The 21,558-nt window shown below is 61.9% G+C and carries 19 protein-coding genes; 10 read left to right on the top strand and 9 right to left on the bottom strand.

Going from position 1 to position 21,558, the window contains the following annotated elements; genetic code table 11:
- Positions 1-52 precede the first annotated feature (52 nt).
- Positions 53-1,369: a mechanosensitive ion channel family protein gene (locus tag CXK91_RS20150; protein ID WP_103457792.1), complete on the top strand. Its 1,317-nt coding sequence runs from the start codon at positions 53-55 to the stop codon at positions 1,367-1,369.
- A 254-nt stretch (positions 1,370-1,623) separates the two neighbouring features.
- On the opposite strand, the gene CXK91_RS20145 is transcribed toward CXK91_RS20150, so the two are convergent.
- A complete protein-coding gene (locus CXK91_RS20145; protein ID WP_103457791.1) occupies positions 1,624-3,831 on the bottom strand; it encodes a TonB-dependent copper receptor in 2,208 nt (735 codons plus the stop codon).
- Between the two features lie 54 nt (positions 3,832-3,885).
- Positions 3,886-4,269, bottom strand: coding sequence for a DUF2946 domain-containing protein (locus tag CXK91_RS20140; RefSeq protein WP_256055766.1), 384 nt, complete (start codon positions 4,267-4,269; stop codon positions 3,886-3,888).
- Positions 4,270-4,554: 285 nt separating this feature from the next.
- Here CXK91_RS20140 and leuA point away from each other — a divergent pair, with 285 nt between their 5' ends.
- From leuA to CXK91_RS20100, 8 genes are all read left to right on the top strand, one after another.
- Positions 4,555-6,225, top strand: a complete 1,671-nt coding sequence (gene leuA / locus CXK91_RS20135) for a 2-isopropylmalate synthase (RefSeq protein WP_103457789.1) — start codon at positions 4,555-4,557, stop codon at positions 6,223-6,225.
- A gap of 299 nt (positions 6,226-6,524) precedes the next feature.
- On the top strand, positions 6,525-7,580 hold the full coding sequence (locus CXK91_RS20130; RefSeq protein ID WP_103457788.1) for an NAD(P)-dependent alcohol dehydrogenase: 1,056 nt from the start codon (positions 6,525-6,527) through the stop codon (positions 7,578-7,580).
- Positions 7,581-7,669: 89 nt separating this feature from the next.
- The gene (locus tag CXK91_RS20125) at positions 7,670-8,527 is read left to right on the top strand and encodes a carboxylate/amino acid/amine transporter (protein ID WP_103457787.1); all 858 of its coding nucleotides are present in this window, start codon (positions 7,670-7,672) and stop codon (positions 8,525-8,527) included.
- A gap of 110 nt (positions 8,528-8,637) precedes the next feature.
- Positions 8,638-9,369: an endonuclease gene (locus CXK91_RS20120; RefSeq protein ID WP_103457786.1), complete on the top strand. Its 732-nt coding sequence runs from the start codon at positions 8,638-8,640 to the stop codon at positions 9,367-9,369.
- A gap of 98 nt (positions 9,370-9,467) precedes the next feature.
- Positions 9,468-10,094 carry a DUF2238 domain-containing protein gene (locus CXK91_RS20115; RefSeq protein WP_256054550.1) on the top strand — a complete coding sequence of 209 codons (627 nt, stop codon included), beginning with the start codon at positions 9,468-9,470 and terminating at the stop codon, positions 10,092-10,094.
- Between the two features lie 4 nt (positions 10,095-10,098).
- The gene (locus CXK91_RS20110; RefSeq protein WP_103457785.1) at positions 10,099-10,485 is read left to right on the top strand and encodes a DUF2784 domain-containing protein; all 387 of its coding nucleotides are present in this window, start codon (positions 10,099-10,101) and stop codon (positions 10,483-10,485) included.
- A gap of 207 nt (positions 10,486-10,692) precedes the next feature.
- Entirely contained in the window at positions 10,693-11,493 is an 801-nt protein-coding gene (locus CXK91_RS20105; protein WP_103457784.1) for a methyltransferase domain-containing protein, read from the top strand.
- Positions 11,494-11,495: 2 nt separating this feature from the next.
- Positions 11,496-12,842: an APC family permease gene (locus CXK91_RS20100; protein WP_103457783.1), complete on the top strand. Its 1,347-nt coding sequence runs from the start codon at positions 11,496-11,498 to the stop codon at positions 12,840-12,842.
- A 3-nt stretch (positions 12,843-12,845) separates the two neighbouring features.
- Here the strand turns inward: CXK91_RS20100 and CXK91_RS20095 are convergent, their stop codons facing one another.
- Both CXK91_RS20095 and CXK91_RS20090 read right to left on the bottom strand, forming a co-directional pair.
- A complete protein-coding gene (locus tag CXK91_RS20095; protein ID WP_103457782.1) occupies positions 12,846-13,640 on the bottom strand; it encodes an amidohydrolase in 795 nt (264 codons plus the stop codon).
- The gene (locus CXK91_RS20090) at positions 13,628-14,776 is read right to left on the bottom strand and encodes a pyridoxal phosphate-dependent aminotransferase (protein ID WP_103457781.1); all 1,149 of its coding nucleotides are present in this window, start codon (positions 14,774-14,776) and stop codon (positions 13,628-13,630) included. Before CXK91_RS20090 ends, CXK91_RS20095 begins: the two co-directional genes overlap by 13 nt.
- Positions 14,777-14,934: 158 nt before the next feature.
- Here CXK91_RS20090 and cysE point away from each other — a divergent pair, with 158 nt between their 5' ends.
- The gene (gene cysE / locus CXK91_RS20085) at positions 14,935-15,729 is read left to right on the top strand and encodes a serine O-acetyltransferase (RefSeq protein WP_103457780.1); all 795 of its coding nucleotides are present in this window, start codon (positions 14,935-14,937) and stop codon (positions 15,727-15,729) included.
- 4 nt (positions 15,730-15,733) lie between these two features.
- Here the strand turns inward: cysE and der are convergent, their stop codons facing one another.
- The 5 genes from der to ispG form a co-directional block, all read right to left on the bottom strand.
- Entirely contained in the window at positions 15,734-17,212 is a 1,479-nt protein-coding gene (der, locus tag CXK91_RS20080) for a ribosome biogenesis GTPase Der (protein WP_103457779.1), read from the bottom strand.
- Between the two features lie 101 nt (positions 17,213-17,313).
- Positions 17,314-18,462 carry an outer membrane protein assembly factor BamB gene (bamB, locus tag CXK91_RS20075; RefSeq protein WP_103457778.1) on the bottom strand — a complete coding sequence of 383 codons (1,149 nt, stop codon included), beginning with the start codon at positions 18,460-18,462 and terminating at the stop codon, positions 17,314-17,316.
- A gap of 3 nt (positions 18,463-18,465) precedes the next feature.
- Positions 18,466-19,107, bottom strand: a complete 642-nt coding sequence (locus tag CXK91_RS20070; protein ID WP_103457777.1) for a tetratricopeptide repeat protein — start codon at positions 19,105-19,107, stop codon at positions 18,466-18,468.
- Positions 19,108-19,134: 27 nt separating this feature from the next.
- Complete coding sequence (hisS, locus tag CXK91_RS20065; protein WP_103457776.1) at positions 19,135-20,424, bottom strand: histidine--tRNA ligase; 1,290 nt, start codon at positions 20,422-20,424, stop codon at positions 19,135-19,137.
- A 16-nt stretch (positions 20,425-20,440) separates the two neighbouring features.
- Positions 20,441-21,553, bottom strand: a complete 1,113-nt coding sequence (ispG, locus tag CXK91_RS20060; protein WP_103457775.1) for a flavodoxin-dependent (E)-4-hydroxy-3-methylbut-2-enyl-diphosphate synthase — start codon at positions 21,551-21,553, stop codon at positions 20,441-20,443.
- Positions 21,554-21,558 lie beyond the last annotated feature (5 nt).

The following is a 21,558-nucleotide window of genomic DNA, read 5'->3' as shown; positions in this document are numbered from 1 at the left end:
CGGCCGAGGCGGTCTGCCAAGGCCGCGCCCTCACCTTTCAATGGAGATGCACATGTCTGACGATCTGGCCGGCTGGCTGGACTGGCTCAGAGCCCACCCTGAACTGCAAACGCTGCTCGCCAGCGCCACGCTGATCTTCGCCGCCTGGCTGTCCAACTGGATCGTCAAGCGCATCCTGGTGCGCGGCCTTTACCGTCTGCTGCAACACACCCGCGAGAACAAACTGCAGGACTTCGGCATCATCAAGCGGTTGTCGAACATCGTGCCCGCACTGGTGCTGTCGCTTGGCGTGACGACCGTACCGGGCCTGCCGGAAGCCGCGGTGACCGTGGTGCAGAACGTCTGCGGCGGCTTTATCGTGCTGACCATCGCGCTGGCCCTCGGCGCGGTGCTGGACATCATCAACGTGGTCTACCAACGCCGACCGGACGCGCGCCTGCACCCGATCAAGGGCTATCTGCAGGTGGTGAAGATCGTCATCTACGCGATCGCCACCATCCTCATCATCGCCACCCTGATCGACCGTTCGCCGCTGATCCTGCTCTCGGGCCTCGGCGCCATGGCGGCTGTGCTGATGTTGATCTTCCAGGACACCCTGCTCTCGCTGGTGGCCAGCGTGCAGATCACTTCCAACGACCTGATCCGCGTCGGTGACTGGGTAGAGATGCCGCAGCTCAACGCCGACGGCGACGTGATCGACATCGCCCTGCATACCGTCAAGATTCAGAACTGGGACAAGACGATCACCAGCATCCCGACCAAGCGCTTCATTTCCGACTCGTTCAAGAACTGGCGCGGCATGCAGGAATCTGGCGGGCGTCGCATCAAGCGCAGTCTGTATCTGGATCAGCAGAGCGTGCATTTTCTAAGCGAGGATGAGTGCAAGCATCTGCACCGTTTCAATCTGCTGGATGAATACCTCACCAATAAGCGCCACGAAATCGACGAGTGGAATGCCAAACTCGAAGAACGTGGCAAGGAGCCGGTCAACACGCGGCGCATTACCAACATCGGCAGTTTTAGGGCATATGTTGAACGCTACCTGCGCGCACACCCCGGCGTGCACCAGCACATGACGCTGATCGTAAGGCAGATGAGCCCGACCGCCGATGGCCTGCCATTGGAGATCTACTGTTTCACTAACACGGTGGCCTGGACACAGTACGAGGCGATTCAGTCGGATATTTTCGACCATCTGCTGGCGATCCTGCCTGAGTTTGGTCTGCGCGTGTTCCAACACCCAAGCGGCGCTGACATGCGTAATTGGGGTGAGTCGCTGGGCCAGCGCGGCGCACCGGCACTTGCACCCGCGGAAGAACATCCAGCGCAAGGCGATGGCGAGAGCTCGGGCGCAGTCGAGCGGAGGTAGTGGAAGATTGGCGCGGAAGCGAAGTTGTGCGGGCTAACGATTCAAGCCGTCGCAACTCGTCGCCAATGACGGCTATCGCAGAAGCCTAATCGTAGGTTGGCGCTGAGGCACGAAGCAGCTGGTGCAGCTTTGAGCACTGCCCATGCGTCGTCCCTGACGCCAGCACCGCGAGCCACACCACCGCGCCCCGCGCCTCAGCGCCAACCTACGTCCGGAGCGAGGAAATCCTCGCTCCTATACCGCCATTGTTTCGTTCAGAAGCTCATGTCAACCCGCGCCCAGTAGGTACGGCCCGGTTCGTTTACGCGACTGGTGGGCTCGAGGCCGTAATCGGCGAAGCCCGCGCTGCCGGCTAGATTGAGGTGCTCGCTGTAGGCCTTGTCCAGCAGGTTGTCGACGCCCGTGCTGAGCTTGAAGTTCTTGTTCAGCCGGTAGGCACCGTTGACCGCCAGCACGCCGAAGCCCGCACTCTCGTCGAAGTCCTTGCCCACCACGGTGCCCTGGTTCTCGGCAACACGTCCCTGCGAGGCGACAACGCGCCAGAGACCACTGGTGCTCCAGTTGTCACGCTCGTAAGTCAGACCAAGGCGCCCTTCCAGCGGCGGGATCTGCGGCATGGCGCGATCGTCGCTGCGGTTCTTGCCCCAGGCATAGGCCAGGCTCGCATCGCCCTTCCAGTTGCCGCTGAACCGATAACTTGCACCCATTTCGGCACCGGCAATGGTGGCGTCGGTGTTGCTGACATCAGCACGGAGCATGCCGGGCATTACCCCGGGCACATAGCTGAACAGGATGTAGTCTTCGACCAGCCCGGCATAGGCCGAAACCCAGGCCTCCAGTGGTCCCTTGGCGTATTGCAGGCCGACGTCCAGCTGCGTGGTCTTCTCTGGCCGCACCGAGTCGAATGGCTGCACGGTGCCGACAGGTCCCGGATTGGAAACGAACAGCTCCCAGTAGTCGGGGAAGCGCTCGGCATGGCCGAGGCCGGCATACCAGGTTGCCGGCAGGCTGACGAGTTCCTCCTCATAGCGCACGAAGCCGCTGTAGAGCGTGTCGCGACGGGTTTCGCCCTGGGTCGGGTTGTCCCAGTCCTGACTGATGGGCATGCCCATCATGTTTTTCAGAGTCGGGTGATGGCTGCGGAAGAAATCGCGCTCGTCGGTGGCTTCGTGCAGATCCAGGCGCAGGCCGCCGATGAGCTTCTCGCGCTCGCTGAGCTGCCAGGTCAGTTCGCCGAAGATGCCATAACTGTGCAGCATGGCGTCCGGCACCCAGGGCAGCGCGTCGCTTCCTGCCGCAGCGACCATCTGGTTGACGTGCAGGTTCGGGTCCATGACCTTGCGGTGCTCGCTGCGCTGCGCATCGACGCCAGCCTTGAGTTCGGCGTCCGTCCACTGCCAGGTGCCGACCAGCCGGCCGCCGAGCGTTCGACGATCGACGCGCGACAAGGTCCGCTGGGTCATCATCGATGTCGGCACAAAATCACGCAGGCTGTAGTTGTCCATGATGTGGTCGGCGTAGTTGTAGTAGACCTGCGCCTCCAGCCCATAGAACGTCTCGCCGATATTGGTCTTCTTGAAACGCAGGCCCAGGCTTTCGCGCTGGAACTGGCTGCCGTCCATGCCGCGCCCGGCATAGCGTGCGAAGCCGTCACCACGACCTGCGGTGAGTTCGACCAGAGTGTCCTCGTCGGGCGTCCAGCCCAGCGCCACGTCAGTGTTCCACTTGTCGTAGCGCGACGGCACGGTGTTGCCATTGCCGTCGGCGTAATCATCGGCCTGGGAGCTGTTGGCCATGAGCCGTGCGTAGCCCTGAGCGTTGCCAGCGGCGGCATCCAGATTGCGGTCGAAGCGACCGTTGGATGCGGTCAGCAGACTGCCGTTGATGCGGTAATCAGGCTCGCTGAATTGCTCCGGCTCGCGCTCGAAGAGCACGGTAGCAGCCGACGCGCCAGGCCCCCAGAGTACGCTCTGCGGGCCTTTGATGACCGTCAGCTTGTCGAAGGTATCCGGACTGATGTACGAGCTGGGCGAATCCATGCGGTTGGGGCAGGCGCCGAGCATTTCGCCGCCGTTGGAGAGCAGCTTGAGCCGCGAGCCGAACATGCCACGGAACACCGGATCGCCGTTCACCCCACCATTACGCACAGCGGAGAAGCCGGGGATGGTCTTCAGGTAGTCGGCACCATCGCTGGCCGGCATCGGCTGGCGTGGAATCTTGGGGTCGGTCACTACGGTCAGTGGGGATTGCTGACCGACACCGGTGATGACCATCGGCGCCAGCTCGACGGCGTCGACAGGCTCCGCGTGAGCGGCGTGGCCGCCTTCGGCCGCCAGCGCGCCGCCGGCGAGCATCCCCAGCAGAGCGGCATGGGCAAATTGCCAACGAAGACGGGACGGTTGAATCGAAAAACGCTCAGACAGGCGCGCACGCGCCGTACAGCCATGAGTAAAGCTGGACATAAGAACTTCCACTTCTGCATGTGATTTTGGCCGCAACGAGGCGGCTGGTGGTGATCAGCAGTGGAAATGCGGGGGAGCGCGAGGATGACCGCTGCTGCGGCGCAGCGATGGCGGCAGAGGTTGCTCGGGAAGAGACTGGAAATAGCCCGGCTGGTGGCGCGGCAGGATCAGGTGAACGGCCAGGCTGAGCGGCGGATTAACCGTCAGCAGCTCGCAATAGCCACAGAGTTCGAGCGCCGTCAGCCAGGCGGGTTCGCCCGCGCGGGCACGGCCATGATGACCGTGAGCGGAGGATTCATGCTCGGCGTGATGATGATGTTCGCTGACCTGGGCGGCCTGAGCGGCCTGCACTGCGGAGTACAACGGGCCGACGTGGATCATCAGCATGGCGAACAGGCCAAGCCAGATGCTCGTTGTCGATAGCCGTTTGCGTGTCACTGGCGTGTCCTTGGTGACATGACCCTGCGGGAGTGCCTGGATGATCGCACAGCCGTTTCGCCTCGGCCGCTGCGACATGAGGCCGCAATTCAGCTGAGCAATCAAGCCTGGCTTTTTGCGTCCAAATCAGCAGAAAACACCCAGCCAGGATTTAAACAGCAATAATACACCAATTTTTTATCGAGCCTTGCAAGCCATAGCCTATACGCAATAGCTTTGCACCATAAACCGCTGCCCATGATGGGCAAACAAGTTGCTTGCTCAAGCTACGCCTGGGAAAAGACCATGACCATGCTCAAGAATCCATCGAAAAAATATCGCGCCTTTCCGGCCATCGACATCCCTGATCGTACCTGGCCGTCGAAGACCATTACCCAGGCACCGATCTGGCTGAGTTCGGATCTGCGCGACGGCAACCAGTCGCTGATCGAGCCGATGGACGCCGCGAAGAAGATGCGTTTCTTCAAGACGCTGGTGCAGGTTGGCATCAAAGAGATCGAGGTCGGCTTCCCCTCCGCCTCGCAGACCGACTTCGACTTCGTCCGCGAGCTGATCGAAGGCGGGCACATCCCCGACGACGTCACCATCCAGGTGTTGACCCAGGCCCGTGAGGACTTGATTACCCGCACGTTCGAATCGCTGAAAGGCGCCAAGCAGGCCATCGTCCACTACTACAACGCCACCGCACCGAGCTTCCGCCGCATCGTCTTCAATCAGGACAAGGCTGGTGTGGTGAATATCGCAGTCAGCGCGGCGCAGATCATCAAGCGCCTGGCCGCACAGAATCCGGAAACCGCCTGGCGTTTCGAGTATTCGCCGGAAATCTTCAGCTCCACCGAGCCGGAGTTCGCCGTCGAGGTGTGCAACGCGGTGGTCGAGGTGTTCCAGCCGACGCCCGAGCAGAAGCTGATCCTCAATCTGCCGGCCACCGTAGAAGCCGCCACGCCGAACATCTATGCCGACCAGATCGAGTGGTTCTGCCGCCACGTCAACCGTCGCGACAGCGTGCTGGTCAGCCTGCACACCCATAACGACCGCGGCACCGGCGTAGCCGCCACCGAGCTGGGCCTGATGGCCGGCGCCGATCGCGTCGAAGGCTGCTTGTTCGGCAATGGCGAGCGCACGGGCAACGTCGACTTGGTCACCGTGGCGCTGAACCTCTACACCCAGGGCGTCGACCCACAGTTGGACTTCTCCGATATCGATGCAGTGCGCAAGGTGGTCGAGGAATGCAACCAGCTGCCGGTACACCCGCGCCACCCCTATGTCGGCGACCTTGTGCATACCGCGTTCTCCGGTTCGCACCAGGATGCGATCCGCAAGGGCTTCTCTCAGCAGGACCCGAACGGTATCTGGGAAGTGCCCTATCTGCCGATCGATCCAGCCGACATTGGCCGCAGCTACGAGGCGGTGATTCGCGTCAACAGCCAGTCCGGCAAGGGCGGCATCACTTTCCTGCTTGAGCAGGAATACGGCATCAGCCTGCCGCGACGCATGCAGATCGAGTTCAGCCAGGTGGTGCAGAAGGAAACCGACCGCCTTGGCCTTGAGATGAGTGCCAAGCAGATCTACGCGCTGCTGGAGGCCGAGTATCTGCAGGCGACCGCGCCCTATACGCTCAAGGGCCATCGCTTGCAGGAAGAGAACGGTACCAGCGCAGTGGACGTGGAAGTGGCAACCGATGGCGAGACCGCCCACTGGCGCGGCATCGGCAAGGGTCCGCTGGAGGCCCTGGTCGCCGCGCTGCCGGTCAAACTGGAGATCATGGACTACCACGAGCACTCCATCGGCGCTGGCAGCAACGCCAAGGCTGCGGCCTACATCGAGGTGCGTCTGGATGGCGAGCGGCCGCTACACGGTATCGGCATCGACGAAAACATCACCACCGCCAGCATCCGTGCGCTGTTCAGCGCCATGAACCGCGCCTTGCGCGAAGCGCAGGAACAGGCCGCCTGAACCTGAACGGCGGGCCGCTGGGTCCGCCATGGTATCGGCTTACGACGATCATCTATTCCTCCGGCAGGCGCCATTGATGGCGCCTGCACATCGCTGCAGCCCTCTCCGCGCGTCGCCAGTCGCTACCGTGAGTGGTGATCGACTGAACTGTTCATCCCCGAACACCCTCCCAACTCAGTCAGCCAAGCCTTGGTAAATCGGCAGAAACACATCAGCCATCGGCAGGATTGTGCAAACGCTCCTGACTCCGTCGCCATTAGGCTTGGCCTTTGCAACCCCGATCAAAATAAGGAGCCGTCATGAGCAACAGCATCGGTTACGCCGCCCTCGACCCGAGCGCCCCGCTCGCCCCCTACTCGTTTTCGCGTCGAGAAGTAGGACCGAACGATGTGCAGATCGAGATTCTCTTCTGCGGCGTCTGCCATTCGGACCTGCACACCGCACGCAACGAGTGGAACAACACCCTGTATCCCTCGGTGCCCGGCCACGAGATCGTCGGCCGCGTGAGCGCGGTCGGCGCGAACGTCAGCACGTTCAAGGCGGGCGATATCGCCGGCGTCGGCTGCCTGGTCGACAGCTGCCGCACTTGCTCGTCCTGCGGCGAGGGCCTGGAGCAGTATTGCGAGAACGGTTTCGTCGGCACCTACAACGGCCCCGCCTTCGGCGGTGGCGAGAACACCCTCGGTGGCTATTCCGACAATATCGTGGTGGACGAAAAGTACGTTCTGCGCATCAACCACACCGACAACCTGGCCGCCGTCGCGCCGCTGCTTTGTGCGGGCATCACCACCTACTCGCCGCTGCGCCAGTGGAAGGTCGGCCCAGGTCAGAAGGTCGGCGTGGTCGGCCTCGGTGGTCTCGGCCACATGGCGGTGAAGATCGCCAATGCCATGGGTGCCAAGGTCGTGCTGTTCACCACCTCCCCGGACAAGCGGGAAGATGCCCTGCGCCTCGGCGCGTCGGAAGTGGTGGTATCGAAGAACAAGGAGGAGATGGCTGCGCACGTCAACAGCTTCGACTTCATCCTCAACACCGTCGCCGCACCACATAACCTCGACGCGTTCGTCAATCTGCTCAAACGCGACGCCACCATGACCCTGGTCGGCGCACCGGCTTCGCCGCACCCCTCGCCGAGCGTGTTCGGCCTGATCTTCAAGCGCCGCCGCATTGCCGGCTCGCTGATCGGCGGCATCGCCGAGACCCAGGAGATGCTCGATTTCTGCGCCGAGCACGGCATCGTCTCGGACATCGAGATGATCCGCATGCAGGACATCAACGAAGCCTATGAACGCATGCTCAAGAGCGACGTGAAGTATCGCTTCGTCATCGACATGGCCACCCTGAAGGCGGCCTGATCGTTCGGCTGGCGGGCCTGCAGGCTCGCCAGCCCTTCCCTCTTTGAAGCGCAGCCGCTAAGGTCGCCGACCTTCGTCGAGGAGGCGGCATGCGCTATCTGATCTTCGTCACCCTGCTCTGGGCATTTTCCTTCAATCTGATCGGCGTTTATCTGGCCGGCCAGGTGGACAGCTATTTCGCCGTCCTCACGCGGGTAATCCTCGCCGGGCTGGTTTTCCTGCCGCTGACCCGCTGGCGCGGCGTAGCGCCCGGCTTCATCGTCGGCGTCACCCTGGTCGGCGCACTTCAGTTCGGCGTCACCTACCTGTGCCTGTACATGAGCTTCAACGTGCTGACGGTCGCCGAAGTGCTGCTGTTCACCGTGCTCACGCCTCTGCACGTGACGTTGATCGACGATGCACTCAACCGCCGCTTCAACCCTTGGGCACTGGTCGCGGCAGCCGTGGCGGTGTTCGGCGCAGGACTCATTCGCTACGACGGTGTTTCCAGCGATTTTCTCGGCGGCTTCCTGCTGATGCAGCTGGCCAACTTCACCTTCGCTGCCGGCCAGGTGTTCTACAAGCATCTGGCGCAGCGCTACCCCTCCGACGTGCCGTTACATCGACGCTTCGGCTACTTCTTCCTCGGCGCGCTGTTGATCGTGCTGCCCGCCTGGCTACTGTTCGGCAACGCCGAGAAACTGCCGACCACCACGACGCAATGGACGGTACTGATCTGGATGGGCGTGCTGGCAACCGCGTTGGGCCAGTTCTGTTGGAACAAGGGCGCGACGCTGGTGGATGCCGGCACCCTGGCGGTAATGAACAACATGGCGGTGCCGGTGGGTCTGGTGCTCAACCTGTTGTTCTGGGGCACCACGACCAATCTGATCCTGCTCGCAGTTGGCGGTGCGATCATTCTCGCTTCCCTGCAGATCAATCGCCTGGGCCAGATGAGGTCCAGATGAAGGCCCAATGATATTACGCAAGCCTTTGTTTTTTATGACTTTTAACTAACCGACAGGTAATATGCCGGCCCGCGCATGGATGCGACACTCGTTCAGTCGTCGAGATATCCATGCGCCGCCTCAGTCTTTTCCTGCTTGCCCTGTTCTGCTGTTGCAACGCCTATGCCGATGCGCCTCGCACCTTCCGCGAAGCGAAGAAGGTCGCCTGGTCCATCTATGCCGACCGCCCGGTGGACTTCTACTGCGGTTGCAGTTTCAAGGGCAATCGTATCGACCTCAGTAGCTGCGGCTACATTCCACGCAAACAGCCCAAGCGAGCCGAACGGGTGGAATGGGAGCACATCGTGCCGGCCTGGGTCATCGGCCACCAGCGCCAGTGCTGGCAACAGGGCGGGCGCAAGCAGTGCACCGCCAAGGACCCGGTCTTCAGCCTGGCCGAGGCTGATCTGCACAACCTGGTCCCGGTAGTCGGCGAAGTCAACGGCGATCGCAGCAACTTCGGCTTCGGCATGCTCAGTGAAAAACCCAGCCAATACGGCGCCTGCCCCTTCGTGGTGAACTTCAAGCAGCGCACGGCCATGCCGGCCGAATATAGCCGCGGGGCTATTGCACGTACCTATCTGTACATGAGCGAGCGCTACAAGCTGCGCCTATCGAAACAGGACCAACGCCTGTACGACATCTGGAATCGCCAGCATCCGGTCAGCGAATGGGAGCGCACACGCAACCAGCGCATTGCCTGCGTGCAGGGCAATGCCAACGCCTATGTCGGCAAAGTCGACATGCGACGCTGTGACCGCTCGATTTCCCGCTCAGCTGCTCCGGCCGGTCGCCGGGGCTAGAGGGCCGCTGCGACTTGCTGCATACGAGAGCCCATCAGTTGCACGCTGCCTGGCGCCGCTGCATGCTGCCGGCTGGATCGATCACCATGGCAGCTTCCATGCAGGACAGAACACTTTACGCAACGCTCGGATCGGTCGTGCTGCTGGCGCTGGTCTGCTCTGCCATCGCGCCCTTTGACCGTGCAACCTGGCTGCTGGAAGTCGCCCCGGTGCTGATCGCCGCGCCCCTGCTGCTGTGGAGCCACCAGCGCCTGCCGCTGACGCGCCTGCTTTACGTGGTCATCGCGATCCATGCGCTGATCCTGATTCTTGGCGGGACCTATACCTATGCGCGCGTCCCGCCTGGGTTCTGGGTGCAGGAATGGCTCGATCTCAGCCGCAATCCATACGACAAACTAGGTCATTTCATTCAGGGCATAACGCCCGCCCTGCTCGCCCGGGAGATCCTGCTACGGCTGCGCCTAGTCGCGCCAGGAAAGATGCTGGGATTTCTCGCACTTTGCGTCGCGCTGGCCTTCAGCGCCTTCTATGAACTGATCGAGTGGTGGGTGGCGCTTATCGCCGGGCAGGGCGCGGAGGATTTTCTCGGCACCCAGGGCGATCCATGGGATACCCAATCGGACATGTTCATGGCGCTGGTTGGCGCGCTTCTGTCGGTCACTCTGCTGGCGAGGGTGCAGGATCGCCAGATCGCAGAGATGAGCCGCACGGGCGCGGCGGCATAGCGCAATGCTCTATCGCATGGGGGCGGATGCCGTACTGCTGTTGCACCTCGGCTTCATTCTGTTCGTGCTGCTCGGCGGTCTGCTTGTCGCATGGAAGCGTGGTTTCGTGCTGATACATGTTCCGGCGATCGTCTGGGGCGTGTTCGTTGAGCTGACCGGTCGGCCGTGCCCGCTGACCCACTGGGAGAACCTGCTGCGGCGCTTGGCGGGCGGCGCGGGATACGAAGCGGGCTTCATCGAGCACTATCTGCTGCCGTTGATCTACCCCGCCTGGCTGAGCACGCCAGTGCAGTACGCGCTGGCGGCGGTGGTGGTACTGGTCAATCTGCTGATCTATGGCTGGGTGCTGTGGCGCCAGCGGCGCGCCGACCGCAAGCTGCGCCGAGACTAACCATGGCGCCGCTCGGCACCTCATGCTCACATCGGGTTACAAGCTGCCAATAGCCCTTCGAACTGCCGCCCGACGCGGCTTTGCGGAGGCTCTTCGGCATCTCGCGCAGCGTTCATCGCGGCGCGCCGAGAACCTTGCGCCGCCCCCCGGGTCCGGTCATTAACGCCCCAAGCCGAACGGGGCTAGAACTCGCCAAGGGGATCATTCATGTCGTTCGCGTTCGTTCGCCGTCCCGCTTTACTCATCGCCCTTCCGTTGTTACTCGCTACGCTGTTTCCTGCCCATGCGCAGGACGCGCCAGAACTCGACGTGCCTTATGTTCCTACACCGGACCGTGTTGTCGCGCGGATGCTTGAGATGGCCGATGTGAAAGCCGGCGATACCGTCATCGATCTCGGCTCCGGCGACGGACGCATCGCTATCGCCGCCGTTCGCGACCGCGGCGCCGACTCGGCACTGGGTATCGACCTCGACCCCGAACGCATCGAGGAAGCCGAAGCCAACGCGAAATCGGCTGGCGTATCCGACAAGGTCAGCTTCGAGCAGGGCGACCTGTTCAAGAAAGATATTTCCGAGGCGACGGTGCTGACCATGTATTTGCTACCGCGGCTGAACATGCGCCTGCGCCCGGTCATCCTCGATACGCTAAAACCAGGTACGCGGGTGGTATCCCACGCGTTCGGCATGGACGACTGGCCTGCCGATCGCACCGATTATGTCGGTGGCAGCTACGTCTATCTGTGGATCGTCCCGGCCAAGGTCGAGGGTAGATGGGAAGTCGAGATGCCAGACGGTCGATTCACCCTCGAGTTGCAGCAGCAGTACCAGCAGGTGCTAGGGACTGCACGCTCCGGCGGACTGCAGAACAGTGTGATTGGCAACCTCGAAGGGGATATTTTCCACTTCGAGGTTGGCGGCACGCCTTACGTTGGAAAAGTCGAGGGTGATCGCATCAGTGCGATCACAGGCGAGGAATCAACTACCCGCTGGAGCGCACGGCGTAACTGAGCATGGACGCTCAAGCACATAGCCGGCACGCCACCGGCCTCTCCGTTGTCGACGGCGTCGCCGTGCTGGTGGGCGTCGTAGTCGGCGTGGGAATCTTCGGCTTTCCACCACTGGTTGCCCAGCATGCCGACAGCTCAGCGACTTACATCGTCTTGTGGCTGGCCGGCGGCGTGCTGATGCTGATCGGCGCGCTGTGTTATGCGGAGCTGGGTGCCAGCTTCCCGGATGAAGGTGGTGAGTACCACTACTTATGCCAGGCCTGGGGCAGCAGGCTGGGGCTGATGTTTGCCTGGGCCCGTGGCACCGTCATCCAGACCGGCGCCATTGCGGCCGTGGCATTCATCTACGGTGACTACGCACAACGGCTGATGCCACTTGGCGACTACGGAAACGCACTACATGCGGCCTTCTCCGTTGTCCTGCTGACTACGCTGAACGTGCTCGGCACCGACCAATCCAAACGCATCCAAGTGGTGCTAAGCGGCCTGACGATTCTCACTCTGACCACGGTAACGCTGGCCGGCCTGCTTTCGCCTGACCAGGCCAAGGCAGATCTGGCGGTCGAACCCTCCGACGGAGGGATTGGCATGCTGGGGATGGGCATGGTGTTCGTTCTGCTGACCTACGGGGGCTGGAACGAGACCGCTTACCTGTCTGGCGAGCTGCGCGATCCGGGACGCAATATGAGTCGGGTACTACTGATCGGCACCCTGGTAGTGACTGCGCTCTACCTGCTGACCAACGTCGCGCTGCTGCAGGTCTTCGGTCTACAGGCCCTGCGCCAGTCGGATGCGGTCGGCGCCGACCTGATGGAAGTGGTCGTCGGCAACTGGGCTGCACTGGGTTTGAGCCTGCTGATCTGCTTTACCGCCTTGAGCACCATAAATGCGACGATTCTGACCGGTGCTCGCGTGTACTACGCACTGGGCCGGGACGTCCCTCAGCTGAGGCTGCTTGGCGCATGGAACGAACGCGGCTCCACGCCTGTCCGCGCGCTGCTGGTCCAGGCGGCAATCACTCTGCTACTGATTCTGTTCGGCACATTGAGCCAGAGCGGTGTGCAGGCCATGGTCGCTTACACCGCGCCGGTTTTCTGGTTTTTCATGTGCATGACGGCATTGGCGCTGATGCGCTTGCGCAATCTTCAGCCGCAGGTGCATCGACCATTCAGGGTTCCGCTGTACCCGCTGCTGCCGCTGATTTTCGCCAGCAGCTGCCTGGGCCTGTTCGTTTCGAGCACGCTGTACGCGGGCCCGGGAGCACTGCTAGGGCTAGCAGTGCTCGCGTTCGGATTGCCGCTTCTGCTGATGCGTCGCACGGCGCCCGCGTCGGAAACGCTCGAGCGATGACCGCTACAGCTTCAGCTCGAACTCGTCTCCATCGTGATAGGCCGGGAAGCGCTCGCGGAATGCCGCCAGGTCACGCGCGCGCAACGTGCAGCGCAAAACAGCATCGCGATCTTCGGCATTCATCAGCGTATCGCCCTTGAAGTCGAGCACCTGGCTGTCGCCGCTGTAGGGATAACCCTTACCATCTTCGCCGACCCGGTTGACCGCCGCGACATAGCATAGATTCTCGATGGCACGCGCCGGCAGCAGGCGATTCCAAGCATCACGGCGTGCGGCCGGCCAGTTCGCCGTGTAAAGCAGCAGGTCGGTGCCATGTGGATCGCGGCTCCATACCGGGAAACGTAGGTCATAACAAATCAGCGGGCGCACCCGCCAGCCGTTCAGCTCGAACAACGCCTGCTGCTGCCCTGGCGTGTAATGCTTGTGCTCGCCAGCCATACGGAACAGGTGGCGCTTGTCATAATGCAGCACCTCACCATCCGGGCGCGCCCAGAGCAAACGATTGCGATGACTGCCGTCGGCAGCCTCGATGATCACACTGCCAGTGATTACGGCATCCAGCCGGGCAGCTTGCGCTCGCAGCCATACATAGGTCGGCCCCTCTTCCGGCTCGGCCAGTGCAGCCGAATCCATGGAGAAACCGGTGGTGAACATCTCCGGCAGGAGGATCAGGTCGGCGCCGCTGGCCTGATCCAGCAGCGTGATGAATCGTTCGTGATTGGCGGCAGCGTCCTGCCAGATCAGGCTGGTCTGTACCAGCGCCAGTTCGAGGTCGGGCAGATCGTTCAAATCGCGCATAGTCGTTCCGCCGCTTCACGCAGCGTCTCCTCTCGTTTGGCAAAGCAGAAACGCACCAGCCGCAAATCGGTCGGGGCGTTCTGGTAGAACACCGAAATCGGAATACTTGCAACGCCGTGTTCGCGGGTCAGCCACTCGGCCATTGCGACATCATCAAGATCAGGGCGGATCGCTGAATAGTCGGCAAGCTGGAAGTAGGTGCCCGCAGCCCGAGTGAAGCTGAAGCGAGACCCAGCCAGCAGATCGCAGAACAGATCGCGCTTGGCCTGGTAGAAGGCCGGCAGCTCGGTGACGTGCTCGGGATGTTCAGCCATGAAATCGGCCAGGGCCCACTGCAGCGGCGTCACCCCAGTGAAGCTGACGTACTGGTGCACTTTGCGCAGCTCACTGCTGAGCATAGGCGGCGCCACTACATAGCCAGTCTTCCAGCCAGTGACGTGGTAAGTCTTGCCGAAGGAACTGATGACGAAGGCTCGCTGGTAGAGCTCATCATGGCGTAACACGCTGGCATGCTCGCGGCCGTCGAATACCAGATGCTCATAGACCTCGTCACTGAGCAGGTATATATCGCGCTCGCGAATCAGCGCTGCCAGGCGATCGAGATCATCACCGTCGATCAGCGCCCCGCTGGGGTTATGCGGCGTATTGAGCACGATCATCCGCGTGCGCGGGGTAATGGCGTCGGCCAAGCGCTGCCAGTCGATGTGAAAATCCGGCAGAGTCAGCGGCTGATGGATGCAGATGCCACCGGCAAGCTGTACCGATGGCTCGTAGCTGTCATAGCAAGGGTCGAAGACGATGACCTCGTCGCCCGGCTGGATCACCGACTGGATCGCGCAGAAGATCGCCTGGGTAGCACCGGGCGTGATGGTGACCTCGCTGGAGGCATCTACCTTCCGTCCATACAGAACGGCAACCTTCGCCGCGACCTGCTCGCGAAGCGCCGGCAGGCCGGTCATCGGTGCGTACTGGTTGTGTCCCGCCATGACATGACGGGCCAGCGCCTCGCGCAGCGCGTCGGGGCCGTCAAAATCGGGGAAGCCCTGAGAAAGATTCAACGCACCGGTGTCCGCCGCCAACTGGGACATCGTGGTGAAAATAGTGGTGCCAACGTTGGGCAGTTTACTGATAAGCATGTCAGCCTTCCGACAGGCCTGCCGCGTGGGGGTTCAGCAGGAAGGCAACAGGATAGCCGATGACCGATGCACGATACGAGGGTACGCAGCACCCGCCGTGGGGCTGCTACAGTTGCAGCGAACGGGCATCCACTCGTATCGACCATAAGGAACCTTCCATGCCTAGTCATCCTGTCAGCACGCTGTGGAGCGACCTGCGCGCCCAGGCGCAACACGCGCTGGATACGGAGCCGACCCTGGCCGCTGTTTTCCGCCAGGCCATCCTCGACCACCCCGACTTCGGCTCCGCGCTTGCCTACCGTATCGGCAATGCACTGGCGGAAAGCACCGAGCAGAGCCACACGCTTGCCGATCGCTTCGCCGGCATCCACCACCAGAACGCGCGGCTCGCTGAGGCGGCATGTTGCGACCTGCAGGCAATCGTCAGTCGCGATCCGGCGTTCGACACGGCGCTCGAAGTATTCCTGTTCTCGAAAGGTTACCTGGCACTACAGGCCTATCGCGTCGGGCACTTTTTGCATGGACGGGGGGAACGCCTGCTGGCGATGTTCATTCAGGCACGCAGCAACGAACGTCTGGGTATCGACATCAATCCGGCCAGCCGGATTGGCAGTGGCATCATGCTCGACCACGGTACCGGCATCGTCATTGGCGAAACCGCCGTGGTGGGCGATGACGTGTCGATCCTGCAGGGCGTTACCCTGGGCGGTACCGGCAAGGAAGGCGGTGATCGTCACCCGAAGGTGCGTAGCGGCGTGATGATCGGCGCTGGCGCGAAGATTCTGGGAAATATCGAGATTGGCGAGGGGGCGAAGGTCGGCGCCGGCAGCATCGTGCTGCATGCCGTTGCGCCGCACACCACAGTGGTCGGCAATCCGGCACGCCAAGTCGGCACGCCGCGCCACGCACGACCGGCCCTGGATATGGACCAGTCGTTCGACGGAGATCGCTGAGCAGTCAGCGCTTGTCGCGGCGCTTCTTCTCAGCCTTCTTGTGGTGAGACATGAGGCGGCGCTTCTTGTTGACCTGGCGGTCGGTAAGCGTGTTCTTCTTGCCCTCGTAAGGGTTTTCCCCGCCCTTGTACTCGATACGGATGGGCGTACCAACCAGCTTCAGAACGCGCCGGTAAGTATTTTCCAGATAACGGGTGTAGGACTTGGGAATCGAGTCGACCTGATTGCCGTGGATCACGATCAGCGGTGGGTTGGCGCCGCCCAAGTGCGCGTAACGAAGCTTGATCCGGCGGCTGGCAACCATCGGCGGCGCATGCTCGCGAACCGCATCTTCAAGGATCTGCGTCAGACGGCTGGTGGGCCATCGCGTAACAGCTGAGGTGAACGAGGCCTGTACCGACTTGTACAGATTGCCGACGCCGGTGCCATGCTTGGCGGAGATGAAATGGATGTCGGCGAACTCGACGAAGAACAACCGGCGCTCCAGCTCGGTCTTCACGTAGTCGCGCTCACTCGGTTCCATGCCGTCCCACTTGTTCAGTGCGATGACCAGCGCCCGACCGCTTTCCAGCACGAAACCAAGCAGGTTCAGATCGTGTTCGACCACGCCCTCGCGGGCATCCATGACGAAAATCACGACGTTGGAGTCCTGGATCGCCTGCAGTGTCTTGACCACCGAGAACTTTTCTACGGCCTCGAAGATCTTGCCACGGCGGCGCACACCGGCCGTGTCGATCAGTGTGTACTTCGCGTCGTCACGTTCGAAGGGAATGTAGATGCTGTCGCGGGTTGTACCGGCCTGGTCATAAACGATGACCCGTTCCTCGCCGAGCATGCGGTTGACCAGCGTCGACTTGCCCACATTGGGCCGACCGATGATGGCGATCTTGATGCCATCCTTTTCGCTCGGTCCAGGGATGCGTTTGAGCTCTTCACCTTCAGCAACCGCCTCGCCCTCTTCACCCTCGCCTTCGGCAACTTCGGCGTTGTCCTTGGGGAACATGCCGAGCGCCTGCTCGAGCATATGGGTGATACCACGGCCATGGGCGGCGGCGATCGGCAGGGCGTCGCCCAGGCCCAACGGGCTGAATTCTGCTCGGGCGATATCCGGATCGATGCTGTCGACCTTGTTTGCCACCAGGAAGTGGCGCTTGTTCATCTTGCGCAGGTGCTCGGCGATCATCTGATCGCCAGGCGTCATGCCTGCACGCGCATCGACCATGAACATCACTGCATCAGCCTCTTGCATGGCTTGCAGGGACTGCTCGGCCATCTTGGCGTCGATGCCCTCCTCGTCGCCGGTCAGACCGCCAGTGTCAATGACAATGTAGGTGCGGCCCTGCCATTTGGCCTCGCCGTACTGGCGATCTCGAGTCAGACCGGCGTATTCGGCCACGATGGCGTCGCGGCTCTTGGTCAGGCGGTTGAACAGGGTGGACTTGCCGACGTTCGGGCGGCCCACCAGGGCGATTACGGGAACCATGCGGCTCTCCACTGCGATATTTCAGAAAACACGAAGGCCGCTGCAAGGCAGCGGCCGAATATACAGGGCTCCGCGAGCGGAGCCGTGGGCGCAACGTGCGGTCAGTCAGCCTGACGGATTGTCAGTGCAACCAGCTTGCCGTCGTTGCCAAAGGCATATAGCCAGTCGCCCTCGACTACCGGACGAACGCGGACGCCGGAGCTATCGATACGCTCGCGGGCGACAAAACGACCATCGACCTGGCTTAGCAGATGCAGATAGCCCTCGATGTCACCCACAACAACATAGCTGGAAAACACCGCTGGGGCTGAAAGCTGGCGACGGGCCAGGGATTCGTTGCGCCACAGGGCAGTCGTCGAACGCTCATCGATGCCTTCAACCGTACCGTCGGCAAGGCTCAGGTAGACGCTGCCATAGCCAAGCGCCGCACCGGAATAGCTGGAGGCATCGCGCTGCCAAAGCACACGGCCACTTTCCAGCTCCAGCGCCGCAGCACGGCCCTGGTAGCTCGCCACGTACAACGTGCCGCCGGACAACAGCAAGCCGCCGTCGATATCTACAACCCGCTCAAGCTCCGAACGCCCCTGCGGAATAGCCACGCGCTGCTCCCATACCGGGAGTCCGCGACGGGTATCAAGCGCAATGACCTTGCCACTCGACAGGCCAGCGACGGCCAGCTGATTGGTCAACAACGGCGCGCCGGTACCACGCAGGGTGAGCACCGCAGGCGAGCTTTCGTAGCTCCAACGCTGGGCGCCGGTATCGATCTCCAGAGCGATCAGGCGATCATCCTGGGTTTGCACCAGAACGATATCGCCGTTGACGGCCGGGGCAGCAAGCACTTCGCTGCTGACCTGACTGCGCCACCGCTCCTCGCCAGTGCTAACGTCCAGCGCAATCACTTCGCCACGCAGGGTGCCGACCAGCACGAGGCCGTAGCCGGCACCCACCGCGCCGGAAACCGGCTTGTCGAGCTTCTTCTTCCAATTGACCTTGCCGGTCAACCGATCCATGGACACCACCAGCCCTTCGACATCGGCGGCGTAGATCTGATCGCCGTATACCACCGGGGTCAGCAGGTTATAGGTTTTGCCCTGCCCCTCACCGATCGAGCGGCTCCACTCTTTCTTCAGGGAGATCTCCGCCTTGAACTTGGTGAGTTCGGCCGGCTCCAGTTCTTTAGTATCTTTGCTGCTGCAACCCGCGGCCAGTACGGCCAAGGTCAGCAACGCTGCAGTCTTCCAGCGCATCGTTTATGCCTCCCCTCGGGCCAGATCATCCAGCTTCATTTGCAGGCCACCAATGGCGGCATCCTGAGACAGCGACTCCTTGGCCTTGGTGTAAGCGGCATGAGCGTCGTCGCTGCGGCCCAGCTGCACGAGCAGATCGCCGCGAAGCTCTTCGCGGCTGGCGACGAATGCCTGATCGACCTTGCCATCCAACAGCTTGAGCGCCTCATCAGCCTTGTCCTGCGCAGCCAGAACACGCGCCAGTCGCTGACGTGCCAGTTCATCCAGCGTTTTGTCGGCAGGTTTGTCGACGACGGAGCGGAGCTCGCTAGCAGCCTCATCCAGTCGACCGGACTCGACCGCCACCTTGGCCATGAACAGACTGCCGTACTGCGCGTAGTGCGTGCTGGCAAAGTCCTTCTTCAACAGGTTGCCCAGTCGCGAGACCTCGGCGGCGTCGGCCTCACCGGATTCCAGCGCAGCGACCAGCAACTGCTGGTAAACGAGCGAGGCGCTTTGCGCCTGGTTGATCTGATGCTTCTGCCAGAACTGCCAGCCAAATACCAATACCAGGGCCAGCACAGCCCCTAGCAGCAGAGGCTTGCCGTTGCGCTGCCACCAGTCTTTGATCTGCGCCAGTGTTTCTTCTTCGGTACCCGAGGTCACGCTGTCACTCCTTTCATTCGCTTAGTCTCAGACCTGCTCGAGGCAGGCAGCCAGACGCTCGGGTAGAGCATCCCAGGCAATGCTTTGTTGTTCAGTGTCGTCGCGTAGCGGTTTGCAACCTACCACGCGCCCAGCCAATTCGTCCTCACCCAGAATCAGCGCAAAGCGCGCGCCGCTCTTGTCAGCCTTCTTGAACTGGCTCTTGAAACTGCCACCACCGCCGTTGACCAGCAGGCGAAGGCCTGGCAACGCGTCACGCAAGCGTTCGGCCAGGGCAAGGGCAGCCAGCCCGGCAGCCTCGCCAAAGGCGCAGATATAGGCATGCGGCACCGGGCTCAACGCTTCCGGCACCAGTTCGAGGGTTTCCAGCAGCAGCACAAGGCGCTCGACGCCCATGGCGAACCCAACGCCCGGTGTCGGCTTACCACCGAACTGGCTAATCAGGCCGTCGTAGCGGCCGCCAGCACAGACCGTACCCTGAGCACCAAGCTTGTCTGTGACCCACTCGAAAACGGTACGGCCGTAATAGTCCAGTCCCCGCACCAGCTTGGGATTGATTTCGTAGGCAATACCCACGGCATCGAGGCGTGCCTTCAGACCGTCGAAATGCACCCTCGACTCGTCATCGAGGTAATCATGCAGCGTCGGCGCATCGGCCAACAGGGCCTGAGTCTGGGCGTTCTTGCTGTCGAGAATACGCAGCGGATTGGTCGTCAGACGCCGCTGGCTGTCCTCATCGAGCTGGTCGAAGCGCTGCTGCAGGTAGACAACCAAAGCATCGCGATAGCTTGCACGGGCTTCGCTGGAGCCAAGACTGTTGAGCTGCAGCGTTACGGCATCGGCGAGGCCGAGTTGCTTCCAAAGGCGCGCCGTCAGCACGATCAGCTCGGCGTCGACATCCGGCCCCGGCTGGTTGAAAACCTCCACGCCGATCTGGTGAAACTGGCGATAGCGCCCCTTCTGCGGCTTTTCGTAGCGAAACATCGGGCCGGTGTACCAGAGTTTCTGCACCTGGCCACCACCGGTTAGCCCATGCTCGAGCACAGCGCGCACACAACCGGCTGTTCCTTCGGGGCGCAGGGTCAGGGATTCTTCATTGCGATCGAGAAAGGTATACATCTCCTTGTCCACCACATCGGTACCTTCACCGATACCTCTGGCGAACAGGTCGGTGAACTCCAGGATTGGCAGACGAATCTCGCTGTAACCGTAGCTATCAAGCAGCTGCGCGAAAGTGCTTTCCAGGTAACGCCAGATCGGGGTCTGCGCGGGCAGAATATCGTTCATGCCACGAATGGCTTGCAGGGACTTGCTCAATGGGATTCCTTAAAGATCAGCTGCGCGCGATGACCGCCGCGTCGGCCGCGAGCTTCTCGGCGGCCTTGCGCCGGATGAGCCGCTCCAGCTCATCGACGAGGTTTTCGTTGTTCAGTTTCTGTGCCGGCTTGCCATCGATGTAGACAAGGTTGTTCGGGCTGCCACCGGTCAGGCCCACGTGCGCCTCCTTGGCCTCGCCCGGGCCATTGACCACACAGCCGATCACCGCGACGTCCAGCGGCACCAGCAGGTCTTCCACGCGGACTTCCAGCTCGTTCATGGTCTTGACCACATCGAAATTCTGCCGTGAACAGCTCGGGCAGGCGATGAAGTTGATACCACGCGAACGCAGACGCAGAGACTTGAGGATATCGAAGCCAACCTTGATTTCCTCGACGGGATCAGCCGCCAGCGACACGCGAATGGTGTCGCCGATGCCTTCGGCCAGCAACATGCCCAAGCCCACCGCAGACTTCACCGTGCCGGAGCGCAATCCGCCCGCCTCGGTAATGCCGAGATGCAGCGGTTGCTCGATCTGCCCGGCCAGTAAGCGATAGGCCTCCACCGCCATGAACACGTCGGACGCTTTGACGCTGACCTTGAAATCCTGGAAGTCCAGCCGATCAAGATGATCGACGTGGCGCAATGCGGACTCCACCAACGCTTGCGGCGTCGGCTCGCCATACTTCTTCTGCAGATCCTTTTCCAGCGAACCGGCATTCACGCCGATTCGGATCGGGATTCCCTTGTCGCGTGCCGCGTCGACCACGGCGCGCACTCGATCCTCACGCCCGATGTTGCCCGGGTTGATACGCAGGCAATCGACGCCAAGCTCGGCCACGCGCAACGCGATCTGATAATCGAAGTGGATGTCGGCCACCAGAGGCAACTGAACGAGCCGTTTGATGCGGCCAAACGCTTCAGCTGCCTCCATCGATGGAACCGAAACCCTGACGATATCGGCGCCAGCATTGGCCAGGCGCTGGATCTGCGCAACCGTCGCCTCGACATCGCAGGTTTCGGTATTGGTCATGCTCTGTACGGAAATCGGCGCATCGCCACCGACCGGAACGCTACCCACCCAGATCTTGCGAGATTGGCGGCGCTTGATAGGAGATTCGGAATGCATGGTCA

It is taken from the genome of Stutzerimonas stutzeri (assembly GCF_002909485.1).
In the GTDB taxonomy this organism is placed as follows: Bacteria; Pseudomonadota; Gammaproteobacteria; order Pseudomonadales; family Pseudomonadaceae; genus Stutzerimonas; species Stutzerimonas stutzeri_AH.
This window is presented reverse-complemented; position numbering and strand designations above follow the sequence as displayed.